Source organism: Bifidobacterium sp. WK012_4_13 (genome assembly GCF_041080835.1).
Classification (GTDB): domain Bacteria; phylum Actinomycetota; class Actinomycetes; order Actinomycetales; family Bifidobacteriaceae; genus Bombiscardovia; species Bombiscardovia fermentum.
This window is the reverse complement of the sequence record NZ_CP129683.1, coordinates 33,820-57,047: the sequence shown is the minus strand read 5'-3', so window position 1 is coordinate 57,047 and position 23,228 is coordinate 33,820. Positions and strand designations below refer to the sequence as shown.

The window sequence follows — 23,228 nt, the reverse complement described above, 5'->3', positions numbered from 1 at the left end:
GACCCGAAGACTGGCCGGGCTCTCGTGATGATATTTCAGTCCCACTCTAACGAGACGAGTTGACGTTTAGCCAACCGCCTGGTCCACGACGCGGGCCGCAAGTCTGTTATCGACATCAGCCTGTATTCGCACTCCCCGGTCGAGATAGTCGACTGACATGACCCTGCCACGTTCGCGTATTTCGGAAATCAGCGAACCACTCGCATAGGGAAGCACCGCATCGACGTGAACGTCCGGAACGGGAAGCATGCTCTCGATCGCCTCCTTGAGCTCATCCAGACCCTCGCCGGTTCTGGCAGAGACCAGATATGCCGAAGGCATGAGCTGACGGAGCCGCTGCCGCACCACGTCCGTGATCGAATCCACCTTGTTGAACACGATGATGCGGGGTATCGATGCCGTTCCCGGAATATCCTCAAGCACTGCATTGACCGCATCGATCTGCGAGAAGGGATCGGGGTGAGACCCATCGACGATATGGATGATGATGTCGGCGAACCCCACCTCCTCCAAGGTCGATTTGAACGCTTCGACCAGCTGCGTCGGCAGGCGCCGGACGAAGCCGACCGTATCCACATATGCGTAGACGCGCCCGTCGTGCGTCTCAGCGCGGCGCACGGCAGTGTCCAAGGTCGCGAACAAGGCATTTTCGACAAGTTCGCCAGATCCGGTGAGCCTGTTGGTCAGTGAGGACTTTCCTGCGTTGGTGTATCCGACGACGGCGACGGTTGGCATGTCGTATCTTCTGCGAGAGCCCCGCTTCACGTTTCGCGCCGGTTCCATCCTCGCTATCTGTCGGCGCAGCTTGGCGATGCGCGTGCGAATCACACGACGGTCCATTTCGATCTTGGTCTCGCCAGGGCCTCTCGAACCGATGCCACCAGCCTGTCCAGCTGCCTGCCCGCCAGCCTGCCTGGACAGCGAACCACCCCAGCCACGCAGCCGGGGGAGCATGTATTCAAGCTGTGCGAGCTCTATCTGGGCCTTTCCCTCACGGCTGGTCGCATGCTGGGCGAAGATGTCGAGAATGACCGCAGTCCGGTCGACGACCTTGACCTTCGTAACGTCTTCCAATGCACGTCGCTGTGAAGGGTGGAGGTCATCGTCCACGATTATCGTGTCGGCCTCGATCCCAGCCACCAGTCCTGCAAGTTCATACGCCTTCCCCGAGCCTAGATACGTCGCGGAGTCAGGCTTCGTTCTCTGCTGCAGCACACCATCGAGCACCTGGGCGCCGGCTGTCTCCGCCAGGGCGGCAAGCTCCCGGAGGGATTCCTCGGCCTTCGCAAAGCTTGTCTCCGCGCTGGACCACACTCCTGCCAGAACGACCCGTTCAAGGCGAACCTTGCGATATTCGACCTCGGTGACGTCCTCAAGCTCTCCGATGCCCGCAACATGACGCAGTTCATTGCGCTGTTCGCGTTCCTGCCATTCCTCTGGCAGTCCTTGCACGCCACGGTCATCGTGGAGCACTTCGGAACGCCCAGCGAGAATTTCGGATCCATCGGCAGCCGTGGAATCGTTCAGATGGGAATCCTGGTCATCCAGTTCATCACGATGGGATTGCACAGTCGAAGCTGTGTCGACTGGCCCACCGGATAAGCGCGCCGCCCCTGCATCATGATTCCCGCTTCCATGCCGGACTTCATCTGAGCGATGATTCAGATCCGCGGCCTCCATCTCGTCATCCGTTCGGACGGTCGATGGCACAGTCTGCCGCTGTGTTGGATTCTCTTCGAAAAAATGCTTCAATTGCACCTCTGCTGCACACGCTATTGTTGGTTCACGATGAAATTATGCTCTGGTTATGCCATGCGGGTAGGATTATGAGATTGGAAATCCGCGCATCGCTTACCATATTCCATGTATTATCATCACGTGTTGCGACAAGTTCACTGGCGATGGAATCCTCGCCATGCGACGGTCACACGGCATGCGATTGCCGTATCCACCGAACGGCCTGACGAGGTCTACGCACGCCTCCGGCTCAGCGCCGTGCAGACACTATGTGGGGAAGTACGTGGACACTGTGTGGACATTGTACAGGCACTGTGTGGGCAGACGGATCAACGAGCATGTACATGATAGGCGAAATCATGCGGAACGCATGATAGGGACGCAGCGAGCAAAGGGCAGGGTTGGCATGGTTACACCAGAGAATGCATCACATGGACAGTACTTTTCCGCACATCCGCAGACCCCGGATGTGCGGCGAGCGCTGCACGTGACCCTGCGCGGCCATGAGATGGATGTGGAAAGCTCGCACGGGGTCTTCTCGATGAACCGCGTGGACCTGGGTACGTCGGTTTTGCTCAGACATGCGCCACTTCCCCCAGCGCACGGCCGATTCCTCGACCTGGGCTGTGGGTGGGGACCCATAGCGCTTACCTTGTCCAAGGAGTCTCCTGACGCGCAGGTAGTGGGTGTGGACGTCAATGAACGAGCCGTCGAACTGACAGTGAGCAATGCTCAGCGCAATGATTGCAAGAATGTATTCGCATTCACACCAGATGGACTTCCCGAGGGCCTGACATTCGATCTGATATGGTCCAATCCTCCCATCCGCGTCGGAAAGGCCGAGCTGCATGCCTTGCTGCTGCGCTATCTGGCTCTGCTGAATGCCGATGGCGACGCATATCTTGTCGTGCAGAAGAACCTTGGAGCCGATTCCTTGAAATCCTGGCTCGAGCAGACCCTCAACCCGCGAGAGCGCGCGGATGCCCCGCCAGAGTGGGACATTGAGAAGACGGCATCCTCAAAGGGCTTCAGAATACTTCATCTTCATCGCAACGCCGCTGGCGACGATGGACGCGAGGCCGAGGTCACCTCATCGCAAAGCCAGAAACATGAGACGGAGCATCTCGCTATATGAGATTTAATTATCCTCAGGAACTTCCGGTCAGCGCCGCTCGAAACGAGATCGAGCAGGCGGTTCGCAAGTCACAGGTGGTCATCGTCTCCGGACAGACCGGTTCGGGAAAGACCACGCAGATACCAAAGATACTGCTGCAGATGGGGCGTGGGACCCACGGCCACCAGATCGTCCATACGCAGCCCCGCAGAATCGCCGCCCGAACCGTGGCAGAGCGCATCGCAGGCGAACTCGGCGTTCACCTTGGCGGCGAAGTGGGTTTCCAGGTTAGGTTCACCGACGAAAGCTCCCCGCAGACCCGTCTGCGCGTCGTCACCGACGGCATACTGCTGGCTCAGATTCAACGCGATCCGAAGCTGACTGCCTATGACACGATCGTCATCGATGAAGCCCATGAACGCAGCCTGAACATCGACTTCCTTCTCGGATATCTGACCGCCTTGCTCCCCCAGCGCCGCGAGCTGAAGCTCGTCATCACCTCTGCCACGATCGATTCGCAAAAGTTCCAGAAGCATTTCTCCAAGGCCCTGCACGCCAAGGTGCCCATCATCGAAGTGTCCGGGCGGACGTATCCGGTTCAGATCGTCTATGAGCCGCTGGACTCTCCCCCGGCATTGATGAATCACGTCGATGGGTTCGCCGGCAACCACCGCATGTCAGGCCTGGCAGGCCCACGAAGTTCAAGCGACGACGATGACGCGCTTGACGTTCCGGACGGCGTGGCACGCGCATGCACCGAATTGGTCACGATATCGTCCCACGACCAGGGTGCGAGGGACATACTGGTCTTCGCATCCGGCGAGCGTGACATCCATGAGTTCGAAACCGCTCTGAACAGGCACTTCGGCCCACGCACCTCAGGCATGCGCCGACCCGATGCGATCGAGATACTGCCATTGTTCGCACGGCTGTCATCGAAGGATCAGCACAGGGTCTTCGAGCATCACCAGCATCAGCGCATCGTGATAGCGACGAATGTCGCCGAGACCTCGCTCACCGTTCCAGGCATTCGATATGTCGTCGATCCGGGCACTGCCCGTATCAGCAGATACTCGAAGTCGGCGAAGGTGCAGCGTCTGCCCATCGAGGACATTTCGCAGGCGAGCGCCGACCAGCGCTCAGGCCGTTGCGGCCGTATCGCCGATGGCATTGCCATTCGCCTCTATTCCTCCGAGGATTACGAGACGCGTCCGAAGTTCACCGAACCCGAGATTCTTCGTACCTCTCTGGGGGCTGTCGTCCTGCACATGCTTTCGGTCGGCGTCGCGAAGACGGCAAGCGACGTGACGGACTTCGGCTTCATCGACCCTCCTGACATGCGTGCGGTCTCTGACGGCTTCAATGAGCTGACGGAGCTGAAGGCCATCGCACCGAACAAGGGCTCTCACGCTGAGGTTCGGCTTACGGCTGTGGGTCGCAGGCTTGCCAGGATCCCCATAGACATCCGCCTTGGCAGAATGGTCGTGGAAGCCGCCGGCAACACTCCGAACACCCTTGCCGCCGTGCTGGTGATCGTGGCATTCCTCAGCCTGCAGGATCCGCGCGAGCGCCCGCAGGACAAGCGTGAGGAATCGGACCGCATCCATAATCGCTATGTCGATCGGAGCAGCGATTTTCTGACCGCACTGAACATCTGGGACCGCTTCTTCCAGGCCGATGGCGATCCGGGAAACGGGACCCTGCGACGTCTGTGCAAGTCGGAGATGATGAGCTATGTACGCATGCGCCAGTGGCGTGACCTCTTCCGTCAGCTGGCACAGATGTGTCATGAGCTGAAGTTCAAGGTTGGCGAGCCACTGCCGTCATCAAGGCCAGAGCTCGCGGTTCGAGAGCTTGAGATGGGCAGGCAGGCCGCGCATAGCCTCATATGCTCATGGGATGATGAGGGCATCCACCGTTCGATGCTCGCCGGACTGCTGTCGAATATGGGCATGCAGGTCATCCGTGAGCCCAAGGCATCCGACTTCGCAGGCCTCAGTGGGGCGGCGCGCGCCCGGGCGATGAAACGGGCGCAGAAGATGTCCCACAATGAGTATCAGGGTGCCAGGAACACTCATTTCGCCCTGTTTCCCGCCTCAGGAGTGGCCAAGACGCCACCGCCGTGGGTCATGGTGACCGGTCTGGTCGAAACCTCACGGCTTTGGGCCCGCTATGCCGCGAACATCAATCCGGAGTGGGCGGAATCGCTTGCAGGTCCGCTGACCCGCACGACCTATGCCGAGCCTCATTGGGCGGCTTCGCATGGCAGCGCGATAGCAAGCGCGAAGGTCCTGCTCTATGGTCTGCCCATCGTGCAGGGAAAAACCGTGCAATGGGGTTCCATCAATCCGGTCGAGGCGCGAGACTTCCTGATACGGCAGGGTCTGGTCGAGGGAGATATCCAGCAGCGGTTCCCCTATGACCGATTCATCGAAGTCAACCGGTCTATCCTGGCGCAGGCCGATGACGAGAGCAGCCGCACCCGTAACATCGGCGAAAGCGTGAGCGACGAGGATCTCCACGACTTCTATGACCGCGTCCTCCCGGATGACATCACCTCGGTCGCGGCTCTGGGCAGCTGGTGGAAGCACGAGCATCAGCAGCATCCCCATCTGCTCGACTTCGACCCTGACAGCATCGAGCGTCTGCAGGACTCGACTGCACAGGATCTTGCCGATTACCCAGACCATTGGAGTGGAATTGCCAGTGATGGCTCCCCCTACACGCTTCGTCTGAGCTACGTATACAACCCGCAGGCGAAGGACGACGGCGTGAGCGTTCATGTTCCCGTGAAGCTGCTCGCACGTCTGAGTCCGCAGGAATTCACATGGAACGTTCCGGGATTCCTGGACGATGTGATTCTTTCGACGATCAAGTCGCTGCCAAAGGCGCTGAGGGTCCAGTTCGTCCCGGCCCCCGACACGGCGCAGTCGATTCGGCGCTGGATAGGGCTTCACTACCCGCAGCTCCCCGGGGTCGACGCGTCGCCGGACGACCTGGCATCGGGAGCAGCGTTGAGTTCAGCATCGGGAACGGCCTCAGCCACAAGCCCACACGCCGAGATGCCCAGGGAAAGCTCTGAAAGCCCTTCCCTCGGTGGAACGAGCCAGTGGCCAGAATTCACGCAGGCCTTCACCGAGGCGGCCATAGAGATATCGGATGCACAGATTCATCCAGGCATCTTCAACGACGAGCAGCGCGGACGCATGCCCGACTACACGAGGATGACCTTCGTCGTCGAAGCACCTGCCGGTGACAATGAGGGAGGCAAAGGCGCCGGCGCGGATTCCGGCTCAGTCGACAACCGGTCTCGCAGCCATCATTCGCACCATCGCCGCAAGCGAGGCATTCGTGTACTTGGCTCAGGAAAGTCGTTGACTGAGCTGCAGCATCGCTTCGCCGACGAATCCAAGGCCGCTGCCAGAAGGCAGGTGGGCAGGCGGGCCGCGGAAGCGGCGAGCAAGGGCAAGCCCGTCGAGCAGAGCAAGCTGCTGCATCAGGCAGGAGCGACGACCATATCGCATCGCGAAATGCTGTGGGATGCCGCATTCGAAGCCCTGCGGATGCCACCTGAACGCATATCGTCTCGATGGCTGGGAGAGGAGGCGCTGATGCTCGCCGCCACACCATACCCGAGCACGAAGGCATTGACACGGGATCTGCAATATGCCGCGGTCAAGCGACTGCTCCCCCGCATCGATGGCGTCAGTTCCGATCAGACCCTGGCACAGTCGATCGATGACGTTCGCGAGGTCTATGAGGACACGGTGTATGCCGTCGCACACGATGTGATTCGCATCATGAAGCGATACGCCCAGTTGGACGCTGCGATCTCAGGGCCTGCCGACCTTCCGCTGCTGGCCGTGCTGCAGTCGATCCGTGAGCATATGTCAGGCCTGGTTCATCCGGCCTTTCTGCATGACACCCCGGGCGAGGAGCTGCCACATATCGAACGCTTCCTCCATGCCGACATCATCCGTCTGGACAAGGCGAAGAAGGACAAGTCGCGTGATGTCCGCTGGGCCTGGCAGGCGGACGAAGCAAGGCAGCTGGTCGTCGCAGCTCAGAAGAGCGCTGCGGGCGAGCCCGCAGGGGCTCGAAGGGATCGGCTGATGACAGACGCCGAACTCTCACGCTGGCTGCTTGAGGAATTCTTCGTTTCCCTCTGGGCGCAGGAGCTGGGAACCGCCCAGGCGGTGAGCCTGCAGCGCATCCGCAAACAGCTGCAGGCATAGGGGACGGGCAAGATAAGGAGCAAAGGCATAGTGGGCGTCACAGACGCTTTCAGCCTTTTCCACAAGGGTCTCGCTAGTATGGAGAGCGATGAAAGCCACTAAGCACCAATCCAGACACAAGCACGAATCGCCACGCAGACAGCGCGGGAACGCCATCGTACGGCGATGGCGCCGCATGTCCTTCGCCAAGAGGATCGTACTGTGCTCAAGCTCGACGATTGCGGTCATCGTTGCCATGACGCTGATCATGCTGGGAATTCGTTGGTGGCAATATGAGCTTGCCGTGCAGCAGGCCCAGCAGCGGCAGGAACAGTTCAGCACACGCTACGACTTCAACCCAGGAAAGATCGTCAGCGATTCCCAGTTCTTCGACAGCACGACGATGACCGCCTCATCCGTGAAGACCTTCCTCGACGAGAGAAACAGCGCATGCCAGGGCAGCTCATGTCTGAGGAACTATACGCAGAACACCACGGACATCGCGGCCGATTCCCTATGCAAGGCATACAAGGGCGGGAAAGGCCAATCCGCCGCGACGATCATCGACGGAGTCGCCCGGTCCTGCGGCATAAGCCAGAAGGTCCTGATCACGCTGCTGCAGAAGGAGCAGCAGCTCGTCACGTCAACCAGTCCGACCGCCTGGCAGTACAAGTCGGCCATGGGCCTGTCATGCCCCGATGACGCTGACTGCGATCCAGCCTACGCAGGATTCTTCAAGCAGGTGTATGGGTCGGCCAAGCGATTCAGATACTATCTCGCCCACGCTTCCGAATATTCATACCATTCAGGTCAGCTGAACTACATCGCCTACAGTCCGACCGCCTCATGCGGCGGGACGAAGGTCTACATCGAAAACCGTGCGACGGCGCTGCTCTACATCTACACACCCTATCAGCCGAACGGCGCAGCCCTTGCTGCAGTCGTCGGCGAAGGCAACGCGTGCTCGAGCTATGGCAATCGCAATTTCTCGTACATCTACAAGCATTGGTTTCCTGTGACTTCGAACAGGCAATAGTTCCGACCCCGATGCCGTACGCCTAATATCCTGCACAGGCGCGCCACATCGGATGAATCAAGCGCTCATTGGGCGACCGCATACCAGCGTTCGGCCTGTCGACGAGCAGTGACATGGCTCCGATCCGCCCCCGTCTCGCAAGGCAGCGTGTCGCCCACCCTGCAGCCGAGGCCCTGCTCCTGCAGTTCACGAACGAATCCCTGGACATACCTTTCGCCTTCAAAGCCCTGAAGCACATCGAAGGTCATCGAATCGCCGGCAGCCACCATGTTAATGGTTAGGCCCTTGATGCCGCCGCTGTACATATGCACCGACTTCACGAAGCGTCCGAAATCGTTGAATCTCATCCGTCCGACGTAGCTGAGCACATAGGTGTTCAGCAGCAAGTGGTCGAACATCGACATCATCTGCCGCTTCGCTTCCAGGCTCGGCATCGATTCAAGCTTCGTGAACAGTCCAATCTGATTGTTCACGCTCTGATGCGCCGCATCCTCGCTCCTCTGCTCGGCGATGAGTCTGCGATGGTTTGCCGCCACCTGAGCCATGCCGGAGGCCTCGTCATCCTTGGAATATGGCAGATAGAACGAACCGGTGCAGTTGCGTCGGGTTATCGCGCCGTCGATTGCGAACCGCATGTCCGCAGCCATGTTGCACAGTATTGGCTTGTCGGCCTCGGGGAACTGTCGAAGCACGCTTCGTGAGAACAGCATGGCCGCCATGATCGCAGGCGTCGCGCCATGGTTCTTCGACAGCGTGACGAACTCCTTCTGATCGACGGTTATCTCGGTCCTGCAGCATTCGACCGCCCCCGGCGTGCTCTCTGGAAGCTGGAAGCCATCCGTGGTCATCGGCTTGATCGCATCCCTATCGACCTGATACGGCTGCGATGGCAGTGGCTCCTGGAATTCCCTCGGGTCGATGACCTCGTCGAGGGTATGGATCCCCTCGTTGTTGAACTGCCTCTGATAGCGTTCGGTGCAGTAGTAATACAGCAGCGTCTGCAGGAAGTCCTTGGCACCCATTCCATCGCACAGTGCGTGATGGAATGCAACCCTGATGATGTTGCCGGTGAAGGTGACGTCGATCAGATGATAGCCGGTCTCCATGCTTCCCAAGGTTCTCAGTCTCTTGGTCGGGACCGCATTCAGCGAGACCGAATCGGGATGAAGGTAATAGCTTCCATCCTTCTCCACGAGCTTCTGCGTCATGTCGGGAAAGCGCTTGGCCGTGTTCCTGACCGCGGTCTCCAGGCTGTCCCCACGGATCCTCTGTGTCATGCGGGCCTCGAATACGGTGCTGTTGTAGCCATTCGCCCTGTAAAGGAATGATTGTCCGGAATATATCTTTTTCATATCTATGCCAAGTCCCTATGGTTGAGGATGAATGTTGAAAGCTGCGTATAGATCAGTGCCCATGCTGCCGAGCACGCCAGGCTCACGATGACGGTTATCCATGTCGATGAGAGCGATGCTCCAGAGGCCGCACCATAGAGGAACACACCCATCAGCGATTCAAGTCCCATCGAGGCGAGGACCGCGGCGGCGCCCATCACGAGCATGCCGGTTCCGAAGAAGAAGGATCCGACGATGCTGATGCCCAGCAGCCTGCGGAACAGGACGCTTATCAGGACGAAGAGCGAGCTGAAGCCGAGCGCGAGTATCACCTTTGCCACCAGGCAGAGCAGGAGTCCGACGATCGAGACGCTGAAGGACTTTCCGTTGAGAAGGCCGGAAACCATCGAGCCGAGAACATAGGTGCCGATCATGCAGATCATCGAGAAGGTGCCGATGGCTATCTTCGAGATCACATAGTCGCGCTTCTTGGAATGCACCGTGAACACGTTCTTCACGAAGCCTGACATGTAATCATGTCCGATGAAGATGGCCAGCAGCATGCCTCCGAAGATGTAGACCATGTTGATGTTGGCGTAATCCCCGAAATCCGAAATGACATACTGGGGATGCTGCGGAGCGATAAGCTGAAACGCGTTGGTGTATACGATCGTGGGTTCGACGACCTTGCCCGATGCGTCCGTCGTGCTCGCTCCCGACATCGTCATGACCAAGGCGGGAATCACTGCCGCGACCGCCATCATGATGTAGAGCAGCGGGGTGTGGAACAGCCTGTAGAAGTCAAGCCTGAGCATCGGCGAGATGCGGTTCATGGCAATGGTCTTTGGCTGCGAAACGGTTGTGGCTGACATGCTCATCGTGCCTCTCTACTCATCACGCGCTCGTAATACTCCTCAAGCCCGATCCTGTTGAATGAAATCTCATTGATTCCGAATCCCTCTTCGTAGAGGAAGCGCGAAACCGTGGAGCTCTCGGTCTCGTCATAGACGCGAATGCCCCGTCCCTTGATCTCGACCTGACGGTATCGCTTGCTCAGTGCGCCTATTGCGGCTGCATCATTGTTCGTCGTGACGAATACGAAGTCCTTGCATTCCTCGGACATTTCCCTGGACTCAAGCTCACGGATGAGCTTGCCCTGACGGATGATGCCATAATGCGTCGCGATCTTGCCGAGTTCGCCAAGTATGTGCGAACTGATCAGGATGGTCACGCCTTCCTGACGGTTGAGGTTGACAAGCGTCTCTCGGACGATGCGCATGCCATCGGCATCGAGTCCATTGATCGGCTCGTCGAGGATGAGCAGACGCGGACGTCCCATCAGCGCCTGGGCCAGACCAAGGCGCTGCTTCATGCCGAGGGAGCACTCCTTGAACTTGCGGCCCGCAGCGCCCGACATGCTCACCATCGTCAGAACCCGGATGACCTCTTCCTTGGGCTTTCGAATGCCAAGGTTCAGCGCCTGCATCATCAGATTCTGATATACGGTGCTGTTGGGGAAACATCCTGGATTCTCGATGAGAACGCCCATCTGCGAGCGGATTCCTGCATCCTTGTATGACTTTCCGAAAAGTTCGATGCTGCCTTGGGATGGAATGAGCAAGCCACACAGCAGCTTTTCCGTGGTTGACTTTCCTGACCCGTTCTCACCGATGAATCCATAGATCGATGCCTCGGGAACGTGCATGGTCAGATCCTGCACCGCGGGAATTCTTCTGAATGACTTTGACAGTCCCTGTGTCTCTATCGCATTCATAGCAGGATCTCACACACTGATGCGGCCGCCGCACCACCGATGTCGCTGCACATGTTGATTGACATAATCCACTCCTTGACTATCTAAGCTTCGTTGACAATCAAGAATCTATGGAATGTGCGTTGGTCAATCGTTCGAGAATTGTTGGATTTTTATTAAGACATCCTTGTCTGAACAAAAAAGTTGAGAATCATTGCCCTCTTGAGGGCCTTGTTGGACGGATTCACGCAGCAATCCATCGAGATTGTAAGTTTTGGGAACTCGCAGAAGTATAGACAGCTGTTTTTGGCTTGCTGCCGGTCGGTTTTTCAACGATTCCGGGCTTGCATACTTCTGTGAGTTCTCAAAACTTACAATCTCGATCGTCACAGGGGTTGATTGTCACCGTGTGGATCTCACAGGGTGGATCGTCAACTGTGCTGATCGTCACTGTGCTGATCGTCAGAGGGTGGGCAGGTATTTCTGAAGCTCGTATGGCGTGACCTGAAGACGGTATTCATCCCATTCCTTGCGCTTGTTGCGCAGGAAATACTCGAAGGCGTGCTCGCCGAGGACGTTGGCCACGAATTCAGACTTCTCCATGATCTTCAATGCGGCGTCCAATGAGTCCGGCAATGGCTGTATGCCCATGGACTGACGTTCCGCATCGGTGAGCTCCCACACATCGTCGCTGGTGGGCTCGCAGAGTGTCATCTGCTGTTCGACACCGTCAAGACCTGCCGCCAAAAGAACGGAATAAGCCAAGTATGGATTGGTCACGGGATCGAGCGCACGGAACTCCATGCGTGCGGAATTGCCCTTGCCTGGCTTGTACTGGGGAATTCTGAGCAAAGCGGAGCGGTTGTTATGACCCCAGCACACATAGCTCGGAGCCTCGTTCCCTCCCCACAGACGCTTGTACGAGTTCACATACTGGTCCGTGACGGCAGTGATCTCGGCCGCATGATAGAGAATTCCCGCAGCGAACTGACGCGCCGTGAGCGACATGTTGAATTCCTGACCAGCCTCGTAGAAGGCGTTGGCATCCCCTTCGAAAAGACTCAGATGCGTATGCATTCCAGAACCTGGCTGATCCGACAACGGCTTCGGCATGAAGCTGGCGTGAATGCCTCGTTCAAGCGAGACCTCCTTCACGACTGTCCTGAAAGTCATGATGTTGTCGGCGGTGGTCAGTGCATCCGCATAGCGCAGATCGATCTCATTCTGTCCAGGACCTGCCTCGTGATGCGAATATTCGACGGAAATCCCCATCTGCTCAAGCATGTTCACGGTCGCACGGCGGAAGTCCATCCCTGGACTGCGCGGGACATGGTCAAAGTAACCGCCATGGTCGATAGGCGTCGGAGCCTTTGACCAATCGTCCTGATGTTCAAAAAGATAGAATTCGATCTCGGGATGCACATAGAAGGTGAATCCCTTGTCCTTGGCCTTGGAAAGCGCTCTTTTGAGAACGTGGCGAGGATCGCCGAGGCTCGGCTCGCCGTCTGGCGTAAGAATGTCGCAGAACATGCGGGCGGTGCCCTGAGGGCCGCCGCGCCACGGCAGAATCTGGAAGGTCGAAGGATCGGGCTTGACGATCATGTCGTCTTCCGACACGCGGGTCATGCCTTCGATGGCCGATCCGTCGAAGCCCAGTCCCTCCTCGAAGGCCGCCTCCAACTCCGCCGGCGCTATTGCCACGGACTTGAGAGTCCCCAATACGTCGGTGAACCATAGACGAATGAAACGTACATCGCGTTCCTCAACGGTGCGTAACGCAAACTCCTGCTGTTTATCCATGCCTGCCATGCTCCCATGCATTTATTTCCTATTTAATACTAACGTTCGGTATGCCTATGCTTCCAAACTGGCGTGTACCGGTGACTCCAAGCACAGGAGTCTCAGCCCTAGCGAGTCAGGCTCAGGGCCTCCCCAAGGCTGAATGCACCAGCGTAGAGGGACTTGCCAAGTATCGCAGAGTCAACGCCCAATGCCTCCAATCCGGCTATGCGCTCGATGTCCTGCAATGAGGAGATGCCCCCCGAAGCAGTGACGCTCGCGGAGGTGCATTCCGCGACCTCGCGCAGCAAATCGATGTTTGGACCACTCATCATGCCGTCGCGTGCCACATCGGTCACGACATAGCGTTCGCAGCCGACCGAATCGAGGAAGCGAATCGTCTCGAACAAGTCGCCACCCTCACGCGTCCAGCCCCGAGCTGCAAGCGTATGGCCTCTCACATCCAATCCCACGGCGACGCAGTCTCCATAGCGGCCGATCACGCCAGCAGTCCACTCAGGATCCTCAAGGGCTGCAGTGCCTATGTTCACACGCGCCGCACCCGCATCAAGCGCCTCGTCAAGACTTTCATCATCGCGAATGCCACCACTCATCTCGATGTGGACGCGAGCACCCAATTCCTTCGCGATGCCCTTGAGCTGATCGCGGTTGTTTCCAGTTCCGAAAGCGGCATCCAAATCGACAAGATGAATCCACTCGGCACCTTCCTCGACCCATGTCGTCGCGGCCTCCAGAGGGCTGCCATAGTCGGTTTCCGAACCCGAGGCACCCTGCCTCAGGCGCACGGCCTTGCCATTCCTCACATCAACCGCAGGAAGAAGAGTAAGCATGGATAGATCCTTTCAACACATCAGTGAGATTGCCATTGTAACGTCTGGTCACAGCTTCGGGAAAGCAGCCACCCAGTTCCTGAGCAGTCGAGCACCAGCCTCGGCCGATTTCTCAGGATGGAACTGCGTCGCGGCAAGAGGCCCACGCTCATAGGCCGCGACGAAATCGCTGTTCCCATAGGAGCACCTGGACACGTTCCCCGCACGGTCACCCAGACCTTCGACAGCGACATCGTTCGCGTCGATGGCTGCATATGAATGGACGAAATAGAATCTTTCATTCTCGACACCCTGCAGCAGCATCGAGCCTTCCGCAGCATGAATCGTGTTCCACCCTGTGTGGGGAACCACATCGGCATCGAGTCTCGCGACCGTGCCGCCTATCAGGCCAAGCCCGCGAGCATGAGTCCCATGCTCTATGCCGGACTCGAACATGATCTGCTCGCCCACGCATACGCCAAGCACTGGCCTGCCATCGGCGATGCGCTCGCGAATCACCTGTTCGCCACCACAGTCTCTCAGGCCTTCGAGGCATGCTGCGAATGCGCCGACTCCCGGCACCACAAGCCCATCTGCCTCCATCGAGGCATGATGGTCAGATGTGAGCGTCACATCGGCTCCGATGTTTGCAAGTGCACGCACCATCGAGCGGACATTGCCAAAGCCATAATCAAAAACAACGATGGAAGTCATATGTACTCCTCACATAGGCAAACGGACGTCTGCTCATCTCTAGAATCACTGTACGCGGTCCTGGACCCTTTCATTCCCCGGTCTCGTCGGAGGATGAATCCGGGCCGAGACGCATGTGCCGCGCAATGATGCCCATTGCCCGGTCATGATCGAGGTCATCGCTGTTGACCACGGTAATACCGTTGTTTTTCAAGGAATCGACACTGACCGTGCCAATCATGAGGTCTTCGACGAAAGGCGCGCTTGACGCAAAGAGAATCGGTGGGGCAAATTCCTCTCCGGATTGCCCGCGCATCCATAGCTTCGCCTCAAGCTTGTTGGCCTTGTTCACTGCCAGGACGACGGAAAGGCCTGACACGACATCGGTCAGATCCTGTGCAGCGTTCTGCGGACCATCTGCATCATGCGTGTTCAGCACAGCCACGGCACCCTCGGATGAATCGATGCAACGGGCGGAGATGTCGGAAATCTGACAGAATGCGGCAAGCAGTTCCGCTGACGATATGCGTGTGATGATGACGGCAATCTTGACCCTGTCACCGATCAGTCCCTCGAGCTCATTCTGGAAATCCGCATCAAGATCAAGCTCGTCGTCCGAAAGACCGTCTGGGGAACTGCCCGAGACATTATCCGAGCCATTCGCACTGGCAGCACCGGCATCGGCAGCACCGGCTGCACCGGCGCCGTCGTTGGAATTTCCGGCACCGCCCTGTCCCCCGCCGTCGCCGGAGTCTGAGCTGTCACGGACCGAGCCATTCAATGCAGCGTCGTCGCCCGGATGTCCGCCACGATGGGTGCCGGCAGGATGCATCGAATCATCGTTGGGAAAGGTCAGATCGGCATCGCTCCCCTTGCTGAAGTCCTCTTCGAAGCTGGCGAACGCGGCATCGATCTCCTCGTCGCTCAGCGCATCGACGGATGTGTCATTCGCTTTGTCAGACAGTCCGCCGTCGTGCTGCGAGACCGATTCCTCTGCATCATCGCGCGCCTTATTCCGCGCCTTGTCTTGCCCGGAACGCATGCCTTGAGCGCCATCGTTCTCAGCAACGCCATCGTTCTCAGCAGCAACGCCATCGTTCTCAGAAGAACCGTGACCTTTCTGGGGCTTCATTCCACTGCCTGATGCATGCTCTGACGTGCTGTCTGGTGTGCCCTGACTCCCACAATCGGATTTATCGGATCTTTCGTCATCACGGTCTGAAGCGCCGTCATTGGTTGAAGGATCGATCACAGCGCTCCCTTCGTGCTCGGAATGCCGGTGACGCGTGGATCGGATTCCACCGCGAAGCGCAAGGCACGGGCAAGCGCCTTGAATTCAGCCTCGGCGATATGGTGCGGATCGCGTCCTGCAAGCAGTGTGAGATGCAGGCAGATTCCGGCATGCAGCGCGATTGATTCCATCACATGCCGTACCAGCGAGCCGGTGAAATGCCCACCGATCAGAGCGAACTCGAAGCCTTCTGGCTCACCGGTGCAGACCACGTATGGCCTGCCAGAGATATCGATGACCGCCCGGGCCAGGGCCTCATCCAAGGGAACCGTCACATCCGCGAAACGTCGGATGCCCCGCTTGTCTCCGAGCGCCTTGTTCAACGCCTCACCGAAAACGATGGCGATGTCCTCGACGGTGTGATGGACGTCAATATCGGTATCGCCGCTTGCCTTGATGTCCAGATCGATCAGGGAATGCTTGCCAAGTGCGGTCATCATATGGTTGTAGAACGGCACGCTGGTATCGATATGCGTGATGCCGGTGCCGTCAAGGTTGAGACTGAGCGAAACGCTTGATTCGCTTGTCTTGCGGGTTATCGATGCTGTGCGATCCATGCCGCTGCTCCTTCATGAAGATGCCCCATCCCCCGACTCGACGCACCATGCACCCATGCCAACCGTGCAGGGTCTTGTGTCGGAGGATAGCTAGACGATTACGATTATAGGGGACTCTTTCAACCCCGCTGCCTTGACGGAACCATCAGACTGACAGAACCATCGGATTGAAGGAACCGTCAGATTGAAGGAACCATCAAGTCCCATGTCTCGGGAACTGTCCTGAGGTCTGCGGCCAGATCCGCCGAACTAGTCATCGATCTGCGAGAGCACCTCGGTGAAAGCCGATCTGAACGCCGCCATTTCCTCGTCAGTTCCCATGCAGACTCGCAGCCAATGATCCGGTCCGACAACACGGATCAGGATGCCGCGGTCGAGAAGCATGTCGAACACCTTCTGACGATCGTCGAATTTGCCGAACAGCAGGAAGTTGGATTCGGAATCGGCAACCTGCAACGAAGCGCCGTGGTAACGCTGCCGTTTCAGCCACGCCGCCGTTTCATCGCGTGTCTCGCGAAGCTTCGCCACACGCCTGAGCTGCAGGTCGGTATGCTCGAATGCAGCCAAGGCGCTGGCCTGTGTGATGGCGCTGAGATGATAGGGCATGCGAACGATCCGCAGGCAATCCACTATGCCCCTGTCCGCGGCGAGATATCCGACACGTGCACCTGCAAAGGCGAATGCCTTGGACATCGTGCGAGACACCGCCAGGTTACGGTATGCAGGAATCAGGGATACGGCAGATGGCGTTCCTGGATTGCGGAACTCGACATATGCCTCGTCTATGACCACAACCGGATGCGTACCCTCTGCGGCACCGGCGACCTGGATGCGCCCGCAGGCATCGAGCAGCGTCCTGACATCTTCAAGCGGCAGATTCGTGCCCGTCGGGTTGTTCGGACTCGTAAGCAGTACGATCGAAGGCCTGATATCCGCTATGCCTTCCAGGGTGGCATCGAGGTCAATCGTGAAATCGTCCCTGCGATGAATGACCTTCCACTCGGTGAAGGTGTCCCTTGCATATTCGGGATACATGGAGTAGGTCGGGTCACATCCAAGCGCGGTTCTGCCGGGACCTCCGAAGGCCTGGAATATCTGCAGCATGATCTCGTTCGAGCCGTTGGCGCCCCAGAGCTGTTCGACGCCGAGACGGGTGCCCGACTCATGGGCGAGATAGTCGCAGAATGCCTGTCGCAGCTGCACATGCTCACGGTCCGGGTATCGGTTCAGGGTCTGGGCGACCTCTCTGACTCGCCGCGCTATCGAATCGGCGACCTGCTCATCGAGCGGATAGGGATTCTCGTTGACATTCAGGCACACAGGAACGTCAAGCTGCGGGGCGCCGTATGGCTCCTCGCCTATGAGATCGTTGCGCAGAGGCAATGATGCGGGAATCGATGTCATAGCAGACCAGCCTTTCGCTCCTGCTCCTGCAGGCTTTGCTTGTCATAGGGATCGTCAACGAAGCGCGTGAGCACGCACTCCCCGTGCCCGGGCAGATCCTCGCTGACGGCGAAGGTGTTGATCTTATCGGCAAGAGCCTTCAGACCCTCTTCGTCGTATTCGATCACTTCAACGGGCTTCATGAAAGTATGGACTCCCAAGCCGCTTGCGAAGCGCGCCGTTCCACCGGTTGGCAATACGTGGTTGGAGCCGGACATGTAATCGCCGAGCGGAACCGGTGAGTATGAGCCACGGAATATGGCACCCGCATTGCGGATGTGGGAAATCGCGGAGTCGGGATCCGAGGTCTGGATCTCAAGATGCTCTGCCGCGTAGGCGTTCGCCGCGGCGATCGACTGCTCCAGGCCGTCAGTGAGAATGATTCCTGACTGCGAGCCGCTCAGCGAGGTGTGGACACGCTCGGAGTGTTCGGTGCGTGGAACCCTTGCGTTGAGGCTGTCCTGGACTTTCTGGATCTGCGACTCGTCATCGGTGATGAGTACGGATCCCGCGAGTTCGTCATGCTCAGCCTGACCTATCAGGTCTGCGGCCAAATACTCAGGATTGGCGCTCGAATCGGCCAATATGGCGATTTCCGTAGGACCGGCGACGGCATCGATACCGACGACTCCCGAGACCAGACTCTTTGCCGTGGCCACGAAGATGTTGCCAGGGCCAGTTATCTTGTCGACCGGGTCGCACAGGATCTCGCCATCCTGCTCCTCGCTGCCGGCCGCACCGTAAGCGAACATGGCGATGGCCTGGGCGCCGCCAACCGCATAGACCTCATCGACGCCAAGAATCGCGCAGGTCGCCATGATGGTGGGATCGGGCAGCCCCTCAGCCGAGGACTTCGATGGCGGGGTGGCGATCGCAAGCGACTCGACGCCAGCGGTCTGGGCTGGAACGACATTCATGATGACGGAGCTCGGATATACCGCCTTTCCGCCGGGAACATAGAGGCCGACGCGCTCGATGGGAATCCATCGTTCGGAAACACGGGCCCCATCAGCCAAATCGGTATGGAATCCGCTCGGTACCTGCGATGCGCTGACTGCACGACAACGGTGCACGGACTCCTCTATCGCCTCACGGACCTTGGGATCGAGAGCCTCGAGAGCCTCCTGCAGGCGCTGCTTCGGAACTCTGAGATCGATCGGACGAACATGGTCGAATCGCTCTTCGAAGTCACGCAGCGCGGCAGCGCCGCGCTTGCGCACGTCCTCGAGGATCGGAAGCACCAATTCGGTGGCCTCATGGGTGCCCATATCGGCGCGCGGCATGGCTTTGAGCAGATCGGCGCGGCTGAGATTTCTGCCGCGCAAGTCGATTACATGCATAATGTTGTCTGTCATGACTTCGATGGTAGATTCCACCGATGACGAGTGCAGAATATGAGACGAATTGTCCCAGATGGTGAGAACATCCGTTCTTCCTCCCAGCTTGGGAGCATCCGAGGCTATTGTGCAATTTCGCTATTGCGCTATTTACTATTGTGCTATTTACTATTGTGCAATTTGTGGCCTGATTGAGAAGCGAGCTTCGAGAAACACTGCATTGCAGTGGCGTCGGGAAAATCCCCGACTGTATCTGATTTCTCTAATTTCTCTAATTTCTCTGTCTTCTCATCATCAGGCCACAGAATAGCGAGGTCGGACTGAAATCAGGCTATTGCAGCCTTCAATTCATCGACCTTATCGGTGGCCTCCCAAGTAAAATCAGGATCCTCGCGGCCAAAGTGCCCATATGCGGCGGTCTTCGCATAGATGGGACGAAGCAGGTCGAGCTCGTCGATGATTGCTGCAGGGCGCAGATCGAAGACCTTGCGAACGGCATCCTGAATCTGATCGCGAGTCACACCGGTTTCGGTTCCATAGCTTTCGACGTTGATGCTCACCGGGTCGGCGACCCCGATGGCGTAGGCGATCTGCACCTCTACGCGGTGTGCCAGACCGGCAGCAACGATATTCTTCGCGACCCAGCGAGCGGCGTATGCCGCGGAACGGTCTACCTTGCTCGGATCCTTGCCCGAGAACGCACCGCCACCGTGATGCGCGGCGCCACCATAGGTGTCCACGATGATCTTGCGTCCGGTCAGACCTGCGTCTGCCGCAGGACCGCCGAGTATGAAGGATCCGGTCGGGTTCACCAGAAGCCGATACCCTTCGTGCTCCACCCTGTCGCCGCAGACCTCTTCAAGAACCGGCTTGATGACATGCTCCGCAAGCTCATTCGTGAGCCAATCGCGATCGACGTCAGGATCGTGCTGCGTCGAGATCAGAACGGTGTTGACGCGAAGCGGGACGTCATTCTCGTCATATTCGATGGTGACCTGAGTCTTGCCGTCAGGACGAAGATGCGGGATGATTCCCTGCTTGCGCACCTCGGCCAACCGATATGCCAGGCGGTGTGCAAGATGGATCGGCAATGGCATCAGCACATCGGTCTCATCGGTCGCGTATCCGAACATGACGCCTTGGTCTCCTGCGCCCTGGGCCTCATAGCGTTCCTCACGGGTCGCTGCGCTCTCCTGCTCGCGGCTGAGACGGTCGACGCCCTGATTGATCTCGGCGCTCTGCTCGCCAAGTGCCACGAGAACACCGCATGAATCCGCGTCCAGTCCGATATCCGAACTGGTGTAGCCGATCCTGCGCAGGACGGTGCGAACCTCATGCTGAATGTCCGTGTAGCCCTTGGATGTCACCTCGCCGAAGACGAAAAACTGACCGGTGGTTGCCGACGTTTCGACAGCGACATGCGAATAGGGATCCTGCGCCAGAAGGTCATCCAGCACTTCGTCTGAAATCTGGTCGCAGACCTTGTCTGGATGACCTTCGGTGACCGATTCCGCCGAAATAAGTTTTCGCTCTGCCATTATTCGCGATACCCCCAATACAAACCATAATTATGAGGAAAGGACCACTTTCGTGAGTCCTCTCCCCTTGACAGGCAGCCAAGCCAGCTGACCTGTCTGATTCCTTCCATCAAATACGACAACAACCCTATGCCTTAGGTAGGTCAATTGCCAGAGAAAATTCTGAACGACTTGAGCTTACCGGGCATAGGGTTGCCTGCTGCGAGAATCAGTTGCCTTCGCTCAGATCATCATCGCCGAGCTTCTCTTCGAGGAGTCCCTCGTTGATTTCGCGGAAAGCGATGGACAGCGGCTTTTCCTGATTCTGATATTCGACCAGCGGTCCGACGTTCTGCAGCAGTCCCTCGTTGAGCTGAGTGAAATACGAGTTGATCTGGCGTGCGCGCTTAGCGGCGAAAATGGAAAGCGCATATTTGGAATCGGCGTGCTGCATGAGTTCGTCGATGGTTGGTTTTGCAAATCCTGTTGGTGTTGGTTCGGTACCGAGTGGCATATAGTCTCCAATGCGAATAATGCTGATGGCTGCATCAGCCTTGCAATCTTCGCGATTATATCGCATTACTGCGATTTTGTGAATGCCAAGGCTTCGAATCCGCAGCCGGATATTCCACTATATGACCGTCAGCACTCATTTGCCCAGCCTTCCCGCTTGAATGGTCACTATGCAAATGAGGTCAGCAAAACTAATGAACGGACGAATGTTCGCCGGGGCTCGCGCCCTCTATCGTGCTGCCGGTGTGTCCGGCAACGATTTCGGCAAACCCATCGTCGCGATAGCAAACTCATTCTCCGAATTCGTTCCGGGGCATGTCCATCTGAACCAGGTCGGACGCCTGGTATCTCAGGCCGTGAAGCAGGCCGGTGGAATTCCACGCGAGTTCAACACCATCGCAGTCGATGACGGCATTGCGATGGGACACACCGGCATGCTGTATTCGCTGCCCAGCCGCGACGTGATCGCCGATGCGGTGGAGTATTCAGTGAACGCCCACTGCGCCGATGCGCTGATCTGCATCTCGAACTGCGACAAGATCACGCCTGGAATGCTGCTCGCCGCCTTGCGACTGAACATTCCGACAGTGTTCGTCTCCGGTGGCCCGATGGAAGCCGGAACCACGGTCATGCCTGACGGTGAAGTCAAGGAGAACACCGATCTCATCGATGTCATGTATGCCTCGGCGGATGACAGCATGGACGACGAGGATGTGCTTGCACTGGAAAAGTCCGTGTGTCCGACATGCGGATCATGCGCGGGCATGTTCACAGCGAATTCGATGAACTGCCTTACCGAGGCTCTCGGCTTGGCGCTTCCTGGCAATGGCACGACTCTCGCATCGCACACTGCGCGCCGTTCGCTGTTCACCAAGGCAGGCAAGACGATCATCGACATCGCCAAGCGCTATTACGACGACGATGACGCATCGGTGCTCCCGCGCGCGATCGCGACGAAGCACGCATTCGAAAACGCCATGACCATGGACGTGGCCATGGGCGGTTCCTCGAACACCGTTCTCCATATTCTGGCAGCAGCGCAGTCAGCGGATGTCGATTTCACACTCGATGACATCGAACGCATCTCACATACCGTACCGTGCATCTGCAAGGCCTCTCCTTCAGGCAATTGGGAGATCTCGGACGTTCACCGCGCCGGCGGCATCTGCGGCATCCTTGGCGAGCTCGATCGTGGCGGGGTGCTTCATCAGGACACGCATTCAATCGATTATCCAAGCCTCGAAGCCAAGCTCGCCGACTGGGACATCATGCGCCCGACCTGCCTGGATGAGGCGAAGAAACTGTATCATGCCGCTCCTGGGCACATTCGTTCCCCGAAGCCATGGAATCAGTCGGAGGAATTCCCGGATCTCGACACAGACCGCGTGAACGGCGCGATACACGACCTGCAGCATCCTGCTGTGAATGAAGGCGGACTTGCCATCCTCCATGGCAACCTCGCACCTGATGGGTGCGTCGTGAAGACAGCTGGCGTCCCCAAGGAAATCTGGAACTTCCGTGGACCTGCGCTGGTCGTGGAATCGCAGGAGCAGGCTGTGAAGGTCATTCTCGACGGAACATTGAAGCCCGGTCAGGCACTCATCATCAGATATGAGGGTCCAAAGGGCGGTCCTGGCATGCAGGAGATGCTCTATCCAACGTCCTTCGTCAAGGGCAAGGGCATCGGCAAGGAAGTGGCGCTGCTCACCGATGGCAGGTATTCCGGAGGTTCATCGGGCCTGTCAATAGGCCATATCGCCCCAGAAGCCGCCAGCAAGGGACCCATAGCGCTCGTCAGGAATGGCGACATGATCGTCATAGACATTCCAAACCGCACCGTGAACGTGGAATTGAGCGACGAGGAATTGGCGCAGCGCAGGGCCGAGCTTGAGGCAGGAGATGGATATGTCGCACATCGCAACCGCCATGTATCTCTCGCTCTGAAAGCATACGCGGCCTTCGCGCGTTCGGCAGACAAGGGCGCAACCCGCGATCCAGACCTTATCAACAAGCTTTCCGGTCTCGCATAGATCAGCATGCTTCGGCTTCAACCGGCCACCAGTTATGGAAATGCCGTCATGCA

At 58.0% G+C, this 23,228-nt stretch carries 17 protein-coding genes; 4 read left to right on the top strand and 13 right to left on the bottom strand.

Translation table 11 applies throughout. The annotated features are described in order from the left end of the window. Nucleotides 1–66 precede the first annotated feature (66 nt). Nucleotides 67–1,548 (bottom strand): GTPase HflX, encoded by a 1,482-nt coding sequence (hflX, locus tag QN062_RS00220; protein ID WP_394854726.1) that lies wholly within the window; start codon nt 1,546–1,548, stop codon nt 67–69. 595 nt (nt 1,549–2,143) lie between these two features. Between hflX and QN062_RS00215 the strand changes: the two genes are divergently transcribed. The 3 genes from QN062_RS00215 (at nt 2,144) to QN062_RS00205 (ending at nt 8,101) form a co-directional block, all read left to right on the top strand. After that, on the top strand, nt 2,144–2,872 hold the full coding sequence (locus tag QN062_RS00215; RefSeq protein ID WP_369341647.1) for a class I SAM-dependent methyltransferase: 729 nt from the start codon (nt 2,144–2,146) through the stop codon (nt 2,870–2,872). Beyond that, nucleotides 2,869–7,086, top strand: coding sequence for an ATP-dependent RNA helicase HrpA (gene hrpA / locus QN062_RS00210; RefSeq protein WP_369341646.1), 4,218 nt, complete (start codon nt 2,869–2,871; stop codon nt 7,084–7,086). The genes QN062_RS00215 and hrpA overlap by 4 nt, the downstream gene beginning before the upstream one ends. Nucleotides 7,087–7,174: 88 nt before the next feature. After that, nucleotides 7,175–8,101, top strand: a complete 927-nt coding sequence (locus QN062_RS00205) for a hemagglutinin (protein WP_369341645.1) — start codon at nt 7,175–7,177, stop codon at nt 8,099–8,101. Between the two features lie 65 nt (nt 8,102–8,166). On the opposite strand, the gene QN062_RS00200 is transcribed toward QN062_RS00205, so the two are convergent. The 12 genes from QN062_RS00200 to rpoZ all read right to left on the bottom strand — a co-directional run bounded on the left by QN062_RS00200 (nt 8,167) and on the right by rpoZ (nt 21,146). Then, nucleotides 8,167–9,453, bottom strand: a complete 1,287-nt coding sequence (locus tag QN062_RS00200; RefSeq protein ID WP_369341644.1) for a hypothetical protein — start codon at nt 9,451–9,453, stop codon at nt 8,167–8,169. A gap of 2 nt (nt 9,454–9,455) precedes the next feature. Further along, a complete protein-coding gene (locus QN062_RS00195; RefSeq protein ID WP_369341643.1) occupies nt 9,456–10,304 on the bottom strand; it encodes a hypothetical protein in 849 nt (282 codons plus the stop codon). 2 nt (nt 10,305–10,306) lie between these two features. After that, the gene (locus tag QN062_RS00190; RefSeq protein ID WP_369341642.1) at nt 10,307–11,206 is read right to left on the bottom strand and encodes an ATP-binding cassette domain-containing protein; all 900 of its coding nucleotides are present in this window, start codon (nt 11,204–11,206) and stop codon (nt 10,307–10,309) included. 441 nt (nt 11,207–11,647) lie between these two features. Further along, nucleotides 11,648–12,985: a type I glutamate--ammonia ligase gene (gene glnA, locus QN062_RS00185; RefSeq protein ID WP_369341641.1), complete on the bottom strand. Its 1,338-nt coding sequence runs from the start codon at nt 12,983–12,985 to the stop codon at nt 11,648–11,650. 107 nt (nt 12,986–13,092) lie between these two features. Next, a complete protein-coding gene (gene priA, locus QN062_RS00180) occupies nt 13,093–13,815 on the bottom strand; it encodes a bifunctional 1-(5-phosphoribosyl)-5-((5-phosphoribosylamino)methylideneamino)imidazole-4-carboxamide isomerase/phosphoribosylanthranilate isomerase PriA (RefSeq protein WP_369341640.1) in 723 nt (240 codons plus the stop codon). Between the two features lie 48 nt (nt 13,816–13,863). Further along, the gene (hisH, locus tag QN062_RS00175; RefSeq protein ID WP_369341639.1) at nt 13,864–14,508 is read right to left on the bottom strand and encodes an imidazole glycerol phosphate synthase subunit HisH; all 645 of its coding nucleotides are present in this window, start codon (nt 14,506–14,508) and stop codon (nt 13,864–13,866) included. 70 nt (nt 14,509–14,578) lie between these two features. Beyond that, the gene (locus QN062_RS00170) at nt 14,579–15,739 is read right to left on the bottom strand and encodes a hypothetical protein (protein ID WP_369341638.1); all 1,161 of its coding nucleotides are present in this window, start codon (nt 15,737–15,739) and stop codon (nt 14,579–14,581) included. Continuing rightward, nucleotides 15,736–16,335 (bottom strand): imidazoleglycerol-phosphate dehydratase HisB, encoded by a 600-nt coding sequence (gene hisB, locus QN062_RS00165; protein WP_369341637.1) that lies wholly within the window; start codon nt 16,333–16,335, stop codon nt 15,736–15,738. Before hisB ends, QN062_RS00170 begins: the two co-directional genes overlap by 4 nt. A 249-nt stretch (nt 16,336–16,584) precedes the next feature. After that, nucleotides 16,585–17,739 carry a histidinol-phosphate transaminase gene (locus tag QN062_RS00160; RefSeq protein ID WP_369341636.1) on the bottom strand — a complete coding sequence of 385 codons (1,155 nt, stop codon included), beginning with the start codon at nt 17,737–17,739 and terminating at the stop codon, nt 16,585–16,587. Beyond that, entirely contained in the window at nt 17,736–19,133 is a 1,398-nt protein-coding gene (gene hisD, locus QN062_RS00155) for a histidinol dehydrogenase (RefSeq protein WP_369341635.1), read from the bottom strand. The genes QN062_RS00160 and hisD overlap by 4 nt, the downstream gene beginning before the upstream one ends. Before the next feature lie 308 nt (nt 19,134–19,441). Continuing rightward, nucleotides 19,442–20,653: a methionine adenosyltransferase gene (gene metK, locus QN062_RS00150; RefSeq protein ID WP_369341634.1), complete on the bottom strand. Its 1,212-nt coding sequence runs from the start codon at nt 20,651–20,653 to the stop codon at nt 19,442–19,444. A 208-nt stretch (nt 20,654–20,861) separates the two neighbouring features. Further along, nucleotides 20,862–21,146 carry a DNA-directed RNA polymerase subunit omega gene (rpoZ, locus tag QN062_RS00145; protein WP_369341633.1) on the bottom strand — a complete coding sequence of 95 codons (285 nt, stop codon included), beginning with the start codon at nt 21,144–21,146 and terminating at the stop codon, nt 20,862–20,864. A 169-nt stretch (nt 21,147–21,315) separates the two neighbouring features. Here rpoZ and ilvD point away from each other — a divergent pair, with 169 nt between their 5' ends. Next, nucleotides 21,316–23,175 (top strand): dihydroxy-acid dehydratase, encoded by a 1,860-nt coding sequence (gene ilvD, locus QN062_RS00140; RefSeq protein WP_369341632.1) that lies wholly within the window; start codon nt 21,316–21,318, stop codon nt 23,173–23,175. The last annotated feature ends 53 nt before the right edge of the window (nt 23,176–23,228 follow it).